The following is a 13995-nucleotide window of genomic DNA, read 5'->3' on the forward strand; positions in this document are numbered from 1 at the left end:
AGTAGAAAATAAAAGTAAAATAAGCTTGATGTAATTTTAGAATGAGCTTAATGACTATAATGATGTAGCTAGAAAAGGGGTGGAAAAATGTTTAAAAATAAGGAACTTTTTCGAGTAGTCATGATATTTGTGATAGGAATTATCCTAATTTTAATGACACCCATCTTATTTAAAGTTGTTATGGAACTATTTTCAAAATAGATAGGCCTCTGCTTTAGGTAGAGTCGTGAATCAGGAGGTTAAGTGATGAACTACAATGTAAAATATCTCTTATCAGGAATATTTATTATAGTCTTTATAGGTTTTATAGTCTGGATGCGTTATTTTAATCAGAAGAAGGAAGAAGAGCATTCGGATGTGTCTTTTGAAGCGAGATTAGACAGTGAGGTTAAGACATTATATAAACAACTAGGATTGGGTGAGGAGCCTCATTATTTCTTAGCCTATCGCTACCTACATCCCTGGTTTAATTTGGCGATTTTACCACCAACAGTTGAAATTTTCTTAACTAAAATAGCGCTGGTGATGGTGACTCCAGATGAACTACTGATAAGAAATCTTGGGAATGGGATGACTTTCACAAGTGAGCACCATCGTGATTTGCGACAAGGACTTATCCGCATTCCAAAATCAGAGATGAAAGAATTTGAGATTCGCAACTGGAAAAGAGTTTTTATATTTGGCGATTTTTTGACAATTAAAACAAGCCAACATAGCTATTATTTGCAGGTTAGAGATGATGGACTTCAAAAAGGAAGTCTTTCTACCAAACACTTCTCCGACTTGAAACGACAAGATTTTCTCGGATTATTGACAGATAAACGGACATTTTGATAGACGATTGCTCAAAAAACTAACCTCTAAACATTCAAAAACCACACAGTGTTTTCAGCCTTGAACACAATTAAGCTGAGAGAATCACTGTGTGGCTTTATTGGAAAGTTAGTTTTTCCCAGTTTCGTCTCTTCACGGGAGGTATCTCTATGAAAAAAATCAGTCATCTTTGTATGCTCTTGCTCTTACTGTGTACTACGTTTTTTGTCCTGAATGTAAATGTTACACGAGAAATAGTGCGGATTCAGGAGATGGGCAAGACTGTAGATTCTTTGGATTTGTATTTGAAAGATATTAACGAACCTGCAGCGTCTGTTCTTCGATTTTTTGAGGATGTATCAAAGGAGTATAAAGTCTCCATCATCAAAACAGACAGTGGTGATGAGGTGGTCAAGTCTGGTGTTTTTGATAAAGATACCTTCCCCTACCAAGAGTTTGGGATTTCTTCTCTTGATTTTACCACAGATGGTGAAGGAGTCTATAGTAATAAAGAAATTTCCAATAAACTTGGTACGATTCCGACCTTTCTAAAAGCCAAACCTATTCAGCTTATGACTTTTCAAACCTATATCAAGGATACATCTCGTAGTTTAAATGGTCGCTATACGATAACTTCTACACAAGAGATGGACAAGGATAGGATTGTACAGAAATGGAGCGATTTTTTCAAGATAGACCAGGCTACCTTGCTAGAGCCGACCTACAAAAGTGCAGTGGAAGTCATAAATCGAGATTTGCTTTTATCTGCCATTGTTTTTGTCTTGGCTATTTTGCTTCTTGTGTTAGTGACAGTGTATCAACCGATGATGGAGATGAAAAGAGTTGGGGTACAAAAATTACTTGGTTTTCAAGATAGGGCTGTTTTAGCTGATGTTGTAAAAGGCAACCTTTACCTCCTCCTAGGTGGGGCTCTTGTGATCAATCTAGGCGTGTTTTTCTTGCTTGATTATAAGCCAAAAGATTTGTTTCCTATGCTGTGGTTGTCTCATTTTTTGCTGTTGCAGCTTTATCTCTTTATCAGTTGGTTGACTTACCTCTTAATCCAGAAAATGACAGTCAGCTCCATGTTGAAAGGTTTTTCATCTGTCAAATTTGGTCTACTCTTTAATTATTTGATGAAAATTGGAACTACCATTTTACTGACAGTCTTGCTAGTTGGGGTAGGAAAAAGTTTGGAGCAAGAAAACAAAGAGTTGGATTACCAGAAACAGTGGATCAGCCAAGGAAATTATCTGACCTTAGAAACTTTCCAACTCAATGATAACTTGTGGCAAGAGCAGTTGGCAGGCTCAGGGAAGGCATTGGATTATTTCTATCGATTTTATCAGGATTTGGTAGAAAAAACGCAGGCGGGCTATGTGCAGAGTAGCAGTCTTCCTGTAAAAAATTTTGTCCAATCAGAACAGATTCAGCAATATCAGTTAACAGATACGGTGGATGTTTACTATGCCAATCGCAATTTTCTAAAGAGCAAGGGATTCAAGCTACCAGATACCGGTATTAAAAAAGTTATTTTGATGCCAGCAAGTACGAAAGGTGAAGAAGATAAAAATCAGCTCTTGGGGAAGTTAATTGCCTTTCATTCGATGAAGTATGAAGAGCAGCAAAAACGAACGATAGAGGAGATGGATGTCGAGATTGCCTATTATGAAGGAGATTGGTCATTTTTCCCATATAGTGATAAGCGAAAGGAAAATCTCTCCAATCCAATTATTAGCTTGGTCAATGATTCTGATATGATGTGGGATGAGAAAGCCTCCCTGTCAACAACTGGCTTAAATAATCCGATTAAAATTGAAAATACGGTTCAACATCAAAAAGAGATTACAGAGTTAGTTGAGAAATTGTCAGATGGAAATTATTTAAAATTTTCATCTATTCAAGCCATTCAACAAGAGAAAGTGGATTCTTATCGAGATGCTGTTCGGAATTTTAACCTACTCTTTGCTTTGTTTGGTCTCCTTAGCATGATGATTTCCTACTTCTTACTAGTAACAACTTTCTTATTGAAGCGCAGGGATATCATTACCAAGAAGTTTATGGGGTGGAAACTAGTCGATCGCTACCGTCCTCTCTTAGTTCTGCTCTTGCTGGGCTATAGTCTCCCTCTTCTAGTCTTGATTTTCTTTGCCCATGCGCTCTTGCCACTCCTGCTGTTTGCAGGCTTTACATGTTTGGATATACTATTTGTGCTAGGCTTGGCTTCTAGGATGGAGAAAAGAAGTCTAGTAGAGTTATTGAAAGGGGGCATCTTATGATTGAGTTGGAAAATATTACCAAAACCATTGGGGGAAAAGTGATTTTGGATCACTTGTCTCTCAGGATTGATCAGGGGGATTTGGTAGCTATTGTTGGTAAGAGTGGTAGTGGTAAGTCGACCTTGTTAAATTTATTAGGTTTGATAGATGGTGATTATAGCGGACGGTATGAGATTTTTGGCCAGACAAATCTAGCGGTCAATTCTGCTAAGTCGCAAACAATAATCCGTGAACATATCTCTTATCTGTTTCAAAATTTTGCCCTGATTGATGATGAAACGGTCGAGTACAATCTTATGCTGGCGCTGAAATATGTAAAATTGTCTAAGAAAGACAAGCTCAAAAAGGTGGAAGAGATTTTAGAGAGAGTAGGTTTGTCAGCTACGTTGCATCAAAAGGTTTCCGAGTTGTCTGGTGGGGAGCAACAACGAATTGCAGTTGCTAGAGCCATCTTAAAACCCAGCCAGCTGATTTTAGCCGATGAACCGACAGGTTCGCTGGATCCTGAAAATAGAGATTTGGTCTTGAAGTTTCTCTTAGAGATGAATCGAGAAGGGAAAACAGTCATTATTGTGACCCACGATGCTTATGTAGCCCAACAATGTCATCGTATCATTGAATTGGGCGAGGGGAAATGAGTTCGTTCGGCTTCTTTTGACTGACTGAATACTCATGTTTTCCAGAGAGAAATAGCATAAATACGCCTAGGAATGACATTTTTATGTAGTATTTCTAGGTTTTTTTGTTTCAAATTGAAAATTTTTCCAATTTAGGCTTGACAAAGAATGAAGATGGGTGTATTATTTATACAATCAAAAGGAATAAACATAAAGGAGGTTTTGTTATGAATAAGATGAAGAAGGTGTTGATGACGATGTTTGGTTTAGTGATGCTCCCCCTACTATTTGCTTGTAGTAACAATCAATCGGCTGGAATTGAAGCTATCAAGTCCAAAGGAAAATTGGTTGTAGCTCTCAATCCAGATTTTGCTCCATTTGAATACCAAAAAGTGGTTGATGGGAAAAATCAGATTGTGGGTTCAGATATCGAATTAGCCAAGGCTATCGCAACAGAACTAGGTGTCGAATTGGAACTATCTCCCATGAGTTTTGACAATGTACTGGCTAGTGTTCAATCAGGAAAAGCTGACCTTGCCATATCAGGTGTTTCTAAGACAGATGAACGGAGCAAGGTGTTCGATTTTTCAACTCCCTACTATACTTCAAAAAATAAGCTCATTGTCAAAAAATCTGATTTAGCCACTTATCAGTCTGTCAACGACTTAGCGCAGAAAAAGGTCGGAGCGCAGAAAGGTTCGATTCAAGAGACGATGGCGAAAGATTTGCTACAAAATTCTTCCCTCGTATCTCTGCCTAAAAATGGGAATTTAATCACAGATTTAAAATCAGGACAAGTGGATGCCGTTATCTTTGAAGAACCAGTTGCCAAGGGATTTGTGGAAAATAATCCTGATTTAGCAATCGCAGACCTCAATTTTGAAAAAGAGCAAGATGACTCTTACGCGGTCGCCATGAAAAAAGATAGCAAGGAATTGAAAGAGGCAGTCGATAAAACCATTCAAAAGTTGAAGGAGTCTGGGGAATTAGACAAACTCATTGAGGATGCCTTTAAAGCGTCCATTGAAAAATAGAAAGAAGGAAAAGAACATGAGTAAAGAAAAAGTAATTTTGGCCTATTCTGGCGGTTTAGATACATCAGTTGCTATTACCTGGTTAAAGAAAGACTATGATGTTGTTGCAGTTTGTATGGATGTGGGTGAGGGGAAAGATTTGGATTTCATCCATGATAAGGCTCTCAAGGTTGGGGCAGTCGAATCTTATGTCATTGATGTTAAGGACGAATTTGCTACAGATTATGTGCTAGTGGCTCTTCAGTCACATGCCTATTATGAACAAAAGTATCCCTTGGTATCTGCCTTGAGTCGCCCTCTGATTTCTAAAAAATTGGTTGAAATAGCGCATCAGACAGGAGCGACTACAATTGCTCATGGTTGTACCGGTAAGGGGAATGACCAAGTACGTTTTGAAGTATCCATTGCAGCCTTGGATCCCAATTTAAAAGTGATTGCGCCAGTTCGTGAATGGAAATGGTCTCGGGAGGAAGAAATTCATTATGCCAAGGAAAATGGGGTACCTGTTCCTGCTGACCTTGACAATCCCTACTCTGTCGACCAAAATCTTTGGGGACGTGCCAATGAGTGTGGTATTTTGGAAAATCCATGGAATCAGGCTCCAGAAGAAGCCTTTGGCATCACAACTTCTCCAGAGCAAGCTCCAGATACGCCAGAATACATTGAGATTGAGTTTAGTGAAGGTGTTCCAGTTTCCCTCAATGGAGAAGGGTTAAAATTGGCGGATTTGATTCAAAAACTCAATGAAATAGCTGGAAAACATGGGGTCGGACGGATTGACCACGTGGAAAATCGCTTGGTTGGGATTAAATCAAGAGAAATCTATGAGTGTCCAGGTGCAGTGACCTTGCTGACAGCTCATAAGGAAATTGAGGACTTGACGCTTGTGAGAGAAGTGGCTCATTTTAAACCAATCATAGAAAATGAATTATCAAATCTCATTTATAATGCTTTGTGGTTTAGTCCGGCTACGCAAGCCTTGATTGCTTATATTAAAGAGACTCAAAAAGTTGTCAATGGGACTGCAAAAGTCAAACTCTATAAGGGAAGCGCTCAGGTCGTGGCTCGGAAATCACCAAATTCACTTTACGATGAAAATTTGGCGACGTATACCAGTGCAGATACCTTTGACCAAGATGCAGCTGTTGGCTTTATTAAGTTATGGGGACTTCCAACCAAGGTTCATTCTGAGGTTCAAAAAAGCGCCAAATAGGACGATTGACTAGAGAGGTGGATGTGATATGGCTAAGAATACAAAATTATGGGGTGGACGCTTTGAAGGTACTGTCGAAGACTGGGTAGAGCGCTTTGGTGCGAGTATATCTTTTGACCAGAAATTAGCTAAATTTGATGTGATTGGTTCTTTAGCCCACGTTCAGATGTTGGGTCAGACGGGCATTTTGAGTTTGGAGGAGTCAGAAAAGATCCAAGCAGGCTTGAAAGAGCTCTTAGAAGAGCTAGAGGAAGGACAACTTGATTTTGATATTGCAAACGAAGATATTCATATGAATATGGAAGTGTTGCTGACAGAAAAAATTGGTCCCCTTGCAGGGAAGTTACATACAGCTCGTTCTCGAAATGACCAAGTTGCGACAGATATGCACTTGTATCTCAAGGAGCAACTAGATCATGTCCTAGATAAACTAGCTCATCTCAAGGGTGTTTTATTAGACTTGGCGGAAAATCATGTGGAGACGATCATGCCGGGCTATACCCATCTGCAACATGCCCAGCCTATTAGTTTTGCCCACCACCTGATGGCTTACTACAATATGTTTCAAAGAGACAGTGAACGCTTTGAATTTAACCAGAAGCATACAGACTTATGCCCTCTAGGTGCAGCAGCTTTGGCAGGGACGACTTTCCCCATTGATCGCCAATTGTCTAGCGATTTGCTGGAGTTTAAGCAACCTTATACAAATTCTTTGGATGCTGTTAGTGACCGCGATTTTATCTTAGAATTTTTGTCCAATGCCAGCATACTCATGATGCATATGAGCCGTTTTTGCGAAGAAATGATCAATTGGTGTAGTTTTGAGTACCAATTCATTACCTTGTCAGATACGTTTACAACAGGTTCCTCTATTATGCCCCAAAAGAAAAATCCAGATATGGCTGAGTTGATTCGAGGAAAGACTGGTAGAGTTTATGGACATTTGTTTGGACTGTTGACAGTCATGAAGTCCTTGCCTTTAGCTTATAATAAGGATTTGCAAGAGGATAAGGAAGGGATGTTTGATACGGTCGAAACGATTTTAAATTCCCTTGATGTGTTGGCAGGTATGTTATCTAGTTTGCAGGTAAACAAGGAAAAAATGCAAGAGTCGACAGAGAAGGACTTTTCAAATGCGACTGAGTTGGCAGATTATTTGGCAGGGAAAGGCTTGCCATTTAGAGAAGCTCATGAGGTTGTGGGAAGATTAGTGTTAGACTCTATCAAGTCTGCTAAAAATATTCAAGATTGGACTTTGGAGGAATTACAAACCTATCATTCCCTCATTGCCGAGGATATTTATGTCTACTTACAATCTAAAACTGCTGTTCAAAGACGAAATTCCTTGGGGGGTACAGGGTTTGACCAAGTGAAATACCAGATTGCAGTTGCTAAGAAAGCGAATGAAGCTAAAAAGTGCTAGATTGATAGGTTTAGAATAAGAGGTTGGTCGATTGACAGCCTCTTTCTTGTCTTCTCCAACCAAGCATGTTATAATGAATACTGCTCAAGCGACCTTCAATCGTTAAAGCACACACGACCTTCAATCGTGAACTAGTCATTTCGTTTATCTTTTATTACGTCGTTAACTCGAAATGAGATGCAAGCTGAGCTTGTCTGATTTATAACCTCAATCAGTCTCCCAGACTAATTGAGCGAACTCAAGTTATGCCTGCGACTCGTTGCCTATCATATTTCCATTTTAAGATGATAGGCTAAAATGGTCTCCAGACCATTTTACTACTAAAAGCAAACGAAATGACTGTACTCAAATAAATTCTATTGAAAGTCATAGTAAATAGAATTTTGAGGGGTATAAATAAACGAATAGATGGGAGACTTACCATGAGTGATAACTCTAAAACACGTGTTGTTGTGGGGATGAGTGGTGGTGTTGATTCGTCGGTGACGGCTCTTCTTCTCAAGGAGCAGGGCTACGATGTGATTGGTATCTTCATGAAGAACTGGGATGACACAGATGAAAACGGCGTCTGTACGGCGACCGAAGATTATAAGGATGTGGCTGCGGTAGCAGACCAGATTGGCATTCCCTACTACTCTGTCAATTTTGAAAAAGAGTACTGGGACCGCGTTTTTGAGTATTTCCTAGCGGAATACCGTGCAGGACGCACGCCAAATCCAGATGTTATGTGCAACAAGGAAATCAAATTCAAGGCCTTTTTGGACTATGCCATGACTTTGGGTGCAGATTATGTTGCGACTGGGCATTATGCCCGAGTGGCGCGTGATGAGGATGGCATCGTTCACATGCTTCGTGGCGTGGACAATGGCAAGGACCAAACCTATTTCCTCAGCCAGCTTTCGCAAGAACAACTTCAAAAAACCATGTTCCCACTGGGACATTTAGAAAAGCCTGAAGTTCGCAGACTCGCAGAAGAAGCAGGCCTTGCGACTGCCAAGAAGAAAGACTCGACAGGGATTTGTTTTATCGGAGAAAAGAACTTTAAAAACTTTCTCAGCAACTACCTGCCAGCTCAACCTGGTCGCATGATGACTGTAGATGGTCGCGATATGGGCGAGCATGCAGGGCTTATGTACTATACGATTGGTCAGCGTGGCGGACTTGGTATCGGCGGACAACACGGCGGTGACAATGCTCCTTGGTTCGTTGTTGGAAAAGACCTAAGCAAGAATATCCTCTATGTCGGACAAGGATTCTACCATGATTCGCTCATGTCAACCAGCCTAGAGGCCAGTCAAGTCCACTTTACCCGTGACATGCCAGAGGAATTTACGCTCGAATGTACGGCTAAATTCCGCTACCGTCAGCCTGATTCTAAGGTGACAGTGCATGTCAAAGGAGAAAAGGCAGAAGTCATCTTTGCGGAACCGCAACGCGCCATCACACCAGGGCAGGCAGTTGTCTTTTATGATGGCGAAGAGTGTCTAGGTGGTGGCTTGATTGACAATGCTTATCGAGATGGACAAGTTTGTCAGTACATTTAGATTGACAAATTTTCTCAATTTGCTACAATAATAACAGCAATAGAAATGATGGTCAAAGCTCATGGATGTTGCAGGCTTTTTTGTCCTGCACTTCTTTGGAGTTTTGACTGTTTTTGTGTCGTTTAAGAGAAAGGACAAAAATGACTCAACAAGACTTTCGGACAAAAGTAGACAATACGGTTTTTGGTGTTCGGGCGACAGCCTTGATTCTCCAAAATCGCAAGCTTCTAGTTACCAAAGACAAGGGTAAGTATTACACTATTGGTGGTGCGATTCAAGTCAATGAAAGAACGGAGGACGCTGTAGTTCGTGAAGTGAGGGAAGAACTGGGTGTCAAAGCTCAAGCTGGGCAACTAGCTTTTGTTGTTGAAAATCGCTTTGAACAGGACGGTGTTTATTATCACAATATCGAGTTTCATTATCTGGTGGATTTGCTTGAAGATGCCCCATTGACCATGCAGGAAGATGAGAAAAGGCAGCCCTGTGAGTGGATTGACTTGGATAAGCTCCAGAATATCCAGTTAGTTCCAGCCTTTTTAAAAACAGCCCTGCCAGATTGGGACGGCCAACTAAGACACATTCATCTTGAGAAATAGGAGAGAAATATGATTTATAACTTTACAGAAGAATACGATATTATTGTAATTGGTGCGGGACACGCTGGGGTAGAAGCATCCCTAGCTGCTAGTCGTATGGGTTGTAAGGTCTTACTTGCGACCATCAACATTGAAATGTTGGCTTTCATGCCTTGTAACCCCTCTATCGGTGGTTCTGCCAAGGGGATCGTTGTGCGTGAAGTTGATGCCCTCGGTGGCGAGATGGCCAAGACTATTGACAAGACTTACATCCAGATGAAGATGCTCAACACAGGGAAGGGGCCAGCTGTCCGTGCCCTTCGTGCGCAGGCTGACAAGGAACTTTACTCTAAGGAAATGCGCAAGACAGTTGAAAATCAAGAAAATCTGACCCTTCGTCAGACCATGATTGATGAGATTTTGGTGGAAGATGGCAAGGTTGTCGGTGTTCGTACAGCGACCCATCAAGAGTATGCTGCTAAGGCTGTTATCGTGACGACAGGAACAGCCCTCCGTGGGGAAATTATCATCGGAGACCTCAAGTACTCATCAGGTCCTAACCACAGCTTGGCTTCTATTAACCTTGCTGACAATCTCAAGGAACTGGGCCTCGAAATCGGTCGTTTCAAGACGGGAACCCCTCCACGTGTCAAGGCTTCTTCTATCAATTATGACGTGACAGAGATTCAGCCAGGAGACGAAGCGCCTAATCATTTCTCATACACTTCACGAGATGAGGATTATGTCAAGGACCAAGTGCCATGCTGGTTGACCTACACCAATGGTACCAGTCATGAGATTATCCAAAACAACCTCCACCGTGCGCCTATGTTTACAGGTGTGGTCAAGGGAGTGGGGCCTCGTTACTGTCCATCTATTGAAGACAAGATTGTGCGCTTTGCGGACAAGGAACGTCACCAACTTTTCCTTGAGCCAGAAGGGCGCAATACTGAGGAAGTCTATGTTCAAGGACTTTCAACCAGTCTGCCTGAGGATGTCCAGCGTGACTTGGTTCATTCCATCAAAGGTTTGGAAAATGCAGAGATGATGCGGACAGGTTATGCCATTGAGTATGACATGGTCTTGCCTCACCAGTTGCGTGCGACTTTGGAAACCAAGAAAATCTCAGGACTTTTCACTGCTGGTCAGACAAATGGAACGTCAGGTTACGAAGAGGCAGCAGGCCAAGGGATTATCGCTGGTATCAACGCGGCTCTGAAAATCCAAGATAAACCTGAGTTGATTTTGAAGCGCAGTGATGGTTATATCGGGGTCATGATTGATGACTTGGTGACCAAGGGAACCATTGAACCTTACCGTCTCTTGACCAGTCGTGCTGAATACCGCCTCATTCTCCGACATGACAATGCCGATATGCGTTTGACAGAGATGGGGCGTGAGATTGGACTTGTGGATGATGAACGCTGGGCTCGTTTTGAAATCAAGAAAAATCAATTTGATAATGAGATGAAGCGCCTAGACAGCATCAAACTCAAGCCAGTCAAGGAAACCAATGCCAAGGTTGAGGAGATGGGCTTCAAGCCGTTGACCGATGCAGTGACAGCTAAGGAATTCCTTCGCCGTCCAGAAGTTTCTTATCAAGATGTGGTGGCCTTCATCGGACCAGCTGCCGAGGACTTGGATGATAAGATTATCGAATTGATTGAAACAGAAATCAAGTACGAAGGCTATATTTCCAAAGCCATGGACCAGGTTGCCAAGATGAAACGTATGGAAGAAAAACGTATTCCAGCTAATATTGACTGGGATGACATTGACTCTATCGCGACAGAAGCCCGTCAGAAGTTCAAACTCATCAATCCAGAAACCATCGGACAAGCCAGCCGTATTTCGGGAGTAAACCCGGCAGATATTTCTATTTTGATGGTGTATCTGGAAGGTAAAAATCGTAGTATTTCTAAAACTCTTCAAAAATCAAAATAATACGTCGTCGGCTTCGGCTCACCTAACTCAAGTTATGCTTTCGCCTAGCCTTCTAGTCTGATTTCGATTTTTATTGAGTTTCAATCTCAAAAGAAAGCATAGAGAAAAACAGCTCCGTCTTCGGGGCTGTTTTCTTGCTTTATTCTTCATCTGGTGTGAGGATCATAGGGATGATAATCGGTTCACGTTCTGTATTTTCATAGAGGAAGGGGCGAATAGCGTTGACAATGGCACCATTGACAGATTGCACGCTGGCATCCTTGTTTTTCAGTGCGATACGAATGGCATTGAAGAGGATGCGCTGGCTTTGGCGAATCAAGTCTCCAGACTCTCTCATGTAGACAAAGCCTCGGCTGAGGATATCTGGACCAGACAGAATCATCTGAGACTTGAAGTCAACAGTTGCAACTGCCAGAACGACACCGTCTTCCGATAGATCACGACGATCTTTGAGGACAGCAGCACCGATTTCACCGATACGATTTCCATCGACATAGATATCTTGGGCGTTGAAATGGCCTGCGATACGAGCAGAATCAGCAGTAAGGGCAAGCACATCACCATTACTCATGATAAAGATATTGTCCTTTTCAACACCAGTATCCACCGCTAGTCCAGCGTGGACTTTTTGCATGCGGTATTCACCGTGAACAGGCATGAAGTATTTTGGCTTAATCAAGCGGAGCATAAGTTTTTGCTCTTGCTGGCCACCGTGTCCAGAGGTATGGATATTGTTAACCTTACCGTGGATAACTTCGACACCAGCTTCAGAAATGATGTTGATTAGCTTGTTGACGCTAGTCGTGTTTCCAGGGATTGGACTTGAAGAGAAGATAACCGTATCGCCTGGTTGGAGTTGTACCTGACGGTGGGTTCCGTTGGCGATACGAGAGAGGGCAGCCATCGGCTCACCCTGACTACCTGTGCAGAGGATGAGAACCTCGCCTGCAGGGTAGTCTTTGATTTCATTTGGCTCGATAAAGGTTCCCTTAGGAGCTTTGATGTAGCCAAGATCGATTCCGTTGACAATGGCCTTTTCCATCGAACGACCAAAGACAGCGATCTTACGTCCAGTCTTAACAGCAGCTTCTGTTGCTTGCTGGAGACGGAAGATATTTGAGGCAAAGGATGCAAAGATGATACGTCCTTCAATGCCTTGGATAATCTTCATGATGGACTGGCCAACGACTTTTTCAGAGTTGGTAAAGGTTGGCACTTCTGCATTTGTTGAGTCAGACAGGAGACAGAGCACGCCTTCTTCGCCAAGGGCAGCCATACGATGCAAGTCCGCAGGTTCTCCAACTGGAGTAAAGTCGAACTTGAAGTCACCCGTACAGACGATTTTCCCTTGAGGAGTATGAATGACAATTCCCAAAGGCTCTGGAATAGAGTGAGTGGTTCTAAAGAAAGTTGCCTTGAGATTTTTAAAGGTCAACTCAGTGTTGTGGTTGATTTCGTAAAGTTTGGCGTTGCGCAAGAGGCCGTGTTCTTCGAGTTTCCCACGGATCAAAGCCAAGGCAAGTGGTCCAGCATAGATAGGGACATTTGCTTGCTTGAGCAGGAAAGGAATCCCACCGATGTGGTCCTCGTGTCCGTGGGTAATCAAAACAGCCTTGACGCGGTCGATATTGTCCACGATGTAAGAGTAGTCAGGAATGACGTAGTCGATACCCAGCAAATCATCTTCTGGGAATTTAATCCCAGCATCGACGATAATAATCTCGTCTTGGTATTCAATCCCGTATGTGTTTTTCCCGATTTCTCCCAGACCACCGATGGCAAAAACGCCGACTTCTTCAGGTTTAAGAGTGTAGGCCATATTAGAACTCCGTAATTTCGAAGGCGCCAGTTTCTTTTTCGTAATCTAGCAATTTGTCAGACAAGAGCTCGATATACTCGATATTGTACTCTGGGCGATTTTCTTCGACAAGTTGGCGAGCAGCGATACGGCCCTCAAGTTCTGAGTTAGCATCGATGTCTAGGTATAGTGCGCGTGTTGTTTCACGGCGTGGGCTACGTTCTTTTGTTTCTTGATAAAAAACTTTGTAAATCATATAGTTCCTTTCTATTTACAGGTCAGCTTATTCCAAACTTTTAGCATAGATTTGCTTGATTTCATTCCATTTTGTGTCTAGATTGACCTTGATTCGTTACAATTATTTCAATTATACCACAAAATGAAAAATTAGTAAAAGACGGAAACGAGAAAGTCATGGGGCGATTCGTCGAGTAAACGCTTGCAAAAAAACAAAAATGTGTTATATTGATAACGGAAGTGAAATTTATTGCTTGTCCTAATTCCATATAGTTTTTAAGTCAAGGAGGTTGCCCTATGTATAACTTATTTGCTTTTGCTATCGGAGCTCGCTTGGTAGCTTTTATCGTTTTTGTTGCTTGCGTTTATGGAGGGAATCTTCTATTTGCCAAACTGGAACAACGACAAACCAAGTTCTTGTGGAAAATTACCTTTGTGACTCTCTACTCGCTTTTTCTCCTCCTCGTAACCTATGTCGTTTGGTTTGTATTTTACTTTGGATTAAATGCTTAGATGCC

General features: G+C 41.9%; 12 protein-coding genes. 10 read left to right on the forward strand and 2 right to left on the reverse strand.

Annotated elements, in window-relative coordinates; all coding sequences use genetic code 11:
* The first annotated feature begins 246 nt into the window (after window positions 1-246).
* The 9 genes from HMPREF9957_RS03800 to mnmG all read left to right on the forward strand — a co-directional run bounded on the left by HMPREF9957_RS03800 (window position 247) and on the right by mnmG (window position 11442).
* Window positions 247-834, forward strand: a complete 588-nt coding sequence (locus tag HMPREF9957_RS03800; RefSeq protein WP_001108831.1) for a hypothetical protein — start codon at window positions 247-249, stop codon at window positions 832-834.
* A gap of 149 nt (window positions 835-983) precedes the next feature.
* Complete coding sequence (locus tag HMPREF9957_RS03805; protein ID WP_033685703.1) at window positions 984-3092, forward strand: bacteriocin-associated integral membrane family protein; 2109 nt, start codon at window positions 984-986, stop codon at window positions 3090-3092.
* Window positions 3089-3730 carry an ABC transporter ATP-binding protein gene (locus HMPREF9957_RS03810; RefSeq protein ID WP_000571036.1) on the forward strand — a complete coding sequence of 214 codons (642 nt, stop codon included), beginning with the start codon at window positions 3089-3091 and terminating at the stop codon, window positions 3728-3730. Before HMPREF9957_RS03805 ends, HMPREF9957_RS03810 begins: the two co-directional genes overlap by 4 nt.
* A gap of 206 nt (window positions 3731-3936) precedes the next feature.
* Window positions 3937-4743, forward strand: coding sequence for an ABC transporter substrate-binding protein (locus HMPREF9957_RS03815; protein WP_001038480.1), 807 nt, complete (start codon window positions 3937-3939; stop codon window positions 4741-4743).
* A gap of 16 nt (window positions 4744-4759) precedes the next feature.
* Window positions 4760-5956: an argininosuccinate synthase gene (locus tag HMPREF9957_RS03820; RefSeq protein WP_004242043.1), complete on the forward strand. Its 1197-nt coding sequence runs from the start codon at window positions 4760-4762 to the stop codon at window positions 5954-5956.
* Between the two features lie 28 nt (window positions 5957-5984).
* Window positions 5985-7379 carry an argininosuccinate lyase gene (gene argH / locus HMPREF9957_RS03825; protein WP_001107611.1) on the forward strand — a complete coding sequence of 465 codons (1395 nt, stop codon included), beginning with the start codon at window positions 5985-5987 and terminating at the stop codon, window positions 7377-7379.
* 422 nt (window positions 7380-7801) lie between these two features.
* A complete protein-coding gene (gene mnmA, locus HMPREF9957_RS03830) occupies window positions 7802-8923 on the forward strand; it encodes a tRNA 2-thiouridine(34) synthase MnmA (RefSeq protein WP_001282945.1) in 1122 nt (373 codons plus the stop codon).
* 140 nt (window positions 8924-9063) lie between these two features.
* Window positions 9064-9519, forward strand: coding sequence for an NUDIX hydrolase (locus HMPREF9957_RS03835; RefSeq protein ID WP_000193616.1), 456 nt, complete (start codon window positions 9064-9066; stop codon window positions 9517-9519).
* Window positions 9520-9528: 9 nt separating this feature from the next.
* Window positions 9529-11442, forward strand: coding sequence for a tRNA uridine-5-carboxymethylaminomethyl(34) synthesis enzyme MnmG (gene mnmG, locus HMPREF9957_RS03840; RefSeq protein ID WP_000639928.1), 1914 nt, complete (start codon window positions 9529-9531; stop codon window positions 11440-11442).
* A gap of 139 nt (window positions 11443-11581) precedes the next feature.
* On the opposite strand, the gene rnjA is transcribed toward mnmG, so the two are convergent.
* Window positions 11582-13261, reverse strand: coding sequence for a ribonuclease J1 (gene rnjA, locus HMPREF9957_RS03845; protein ID WP_000331983.1), 1680 nt, complete (start codon window positions 13259-13261; stop codon window positions 11582-11584).
* Between the two features lies 1 nt (window position 13262).
* Window positions 13263-13496: a DNA-dependent RNA polymerase subunit epsilon gene (locus HMPREF9957_RS03850; protein WP_000639571.1), complete on the reverse strand. Its 234-nt coding sequence runs from the start codon at window positions 13494-13496 to the stop codon at window positions 13263-13265.
* A gap of 278 nt (window positions 13497-13774) precedes the next feature.
* Here HMPREF9957_RS03850 and HMPREF9957_RS03855 point away from each other — a divergent pair, with 278 nt between their 5' ends.
* Window positions 13775-13990 (forward strand): hypothetical protein, encoded by a 216-nt coding sequence (locus HMPREF9957_RS03855; protein WP_000282481.1) that lies wholly within the window; start codon window positions 13775-13777, stop codon window positions 13988-13990.
* Window positions 13991-13995: the final 5 nt, after the last annotated feature.

This window comes from Streptococcus mitis SK1080, from assembly GCF_000220085.1.
GTDB classification, from domain to species: Bacteria; Bacillota; Bacilli; order Lactobacillales; family Streptococcaceae; genus Streptococcus; species Streptococcus mitis_K.